Source organism: Vibrio sp. 10N.261.55.A7 (genome assembly GCF_002877365.1).
Classification (GTDB): Bacteria; Pseudomonadota; Gammaproteobacteria; order Enterobacterales; family Vibrionaceae; genus Vibrio.
In genome coordinates, this window is the sequence record NZ_MCWZ01000177.1 from 4011 (window position 1) to 4346 (window position 336).

Annotated in this window: 1 pseudogene; it reads right to left on the reverse strand. The window is 43.5% G+C overall.

The features are described from left to right. Window positions 1–311: pseudogene (gene ftsA, locus BCU12_RS09995) on the reverse strand (cell division protein FtsA); the annotation flags it as partial. Between the last annotated feature and the right edge of the window lie 25 nt (window positions 312–336).

Sequence of the window (336 nt, forward strand, 5' to 3'; positions counted from 1 at the left end):
ACTTCTTCTTCAGAGATAGTGCCCATGCCTTTTTCAATTCGGCTTGCGATATGACGACCAGACAATGATAGGAACACGTTCTTAATCTGGCATTCCGCCATTAATTCAGCTTGGTCAACAGCGCGTTGTACAGATTTAACAACGGATTCTAAATCGTTGACCCCACCTTTATCCATACCACGAGATGGGCTTGTTCCCGCTCCAATGATATTAATCTGACCATCCGGAAGAACCTCACCAACTAACGCTGATATGGTTGCTGTACCTATATCCAGACCAACAATCAAATTATCATCAACAACCTTAGTCATCCGTACTCTCTTGTTCTAAATCCGG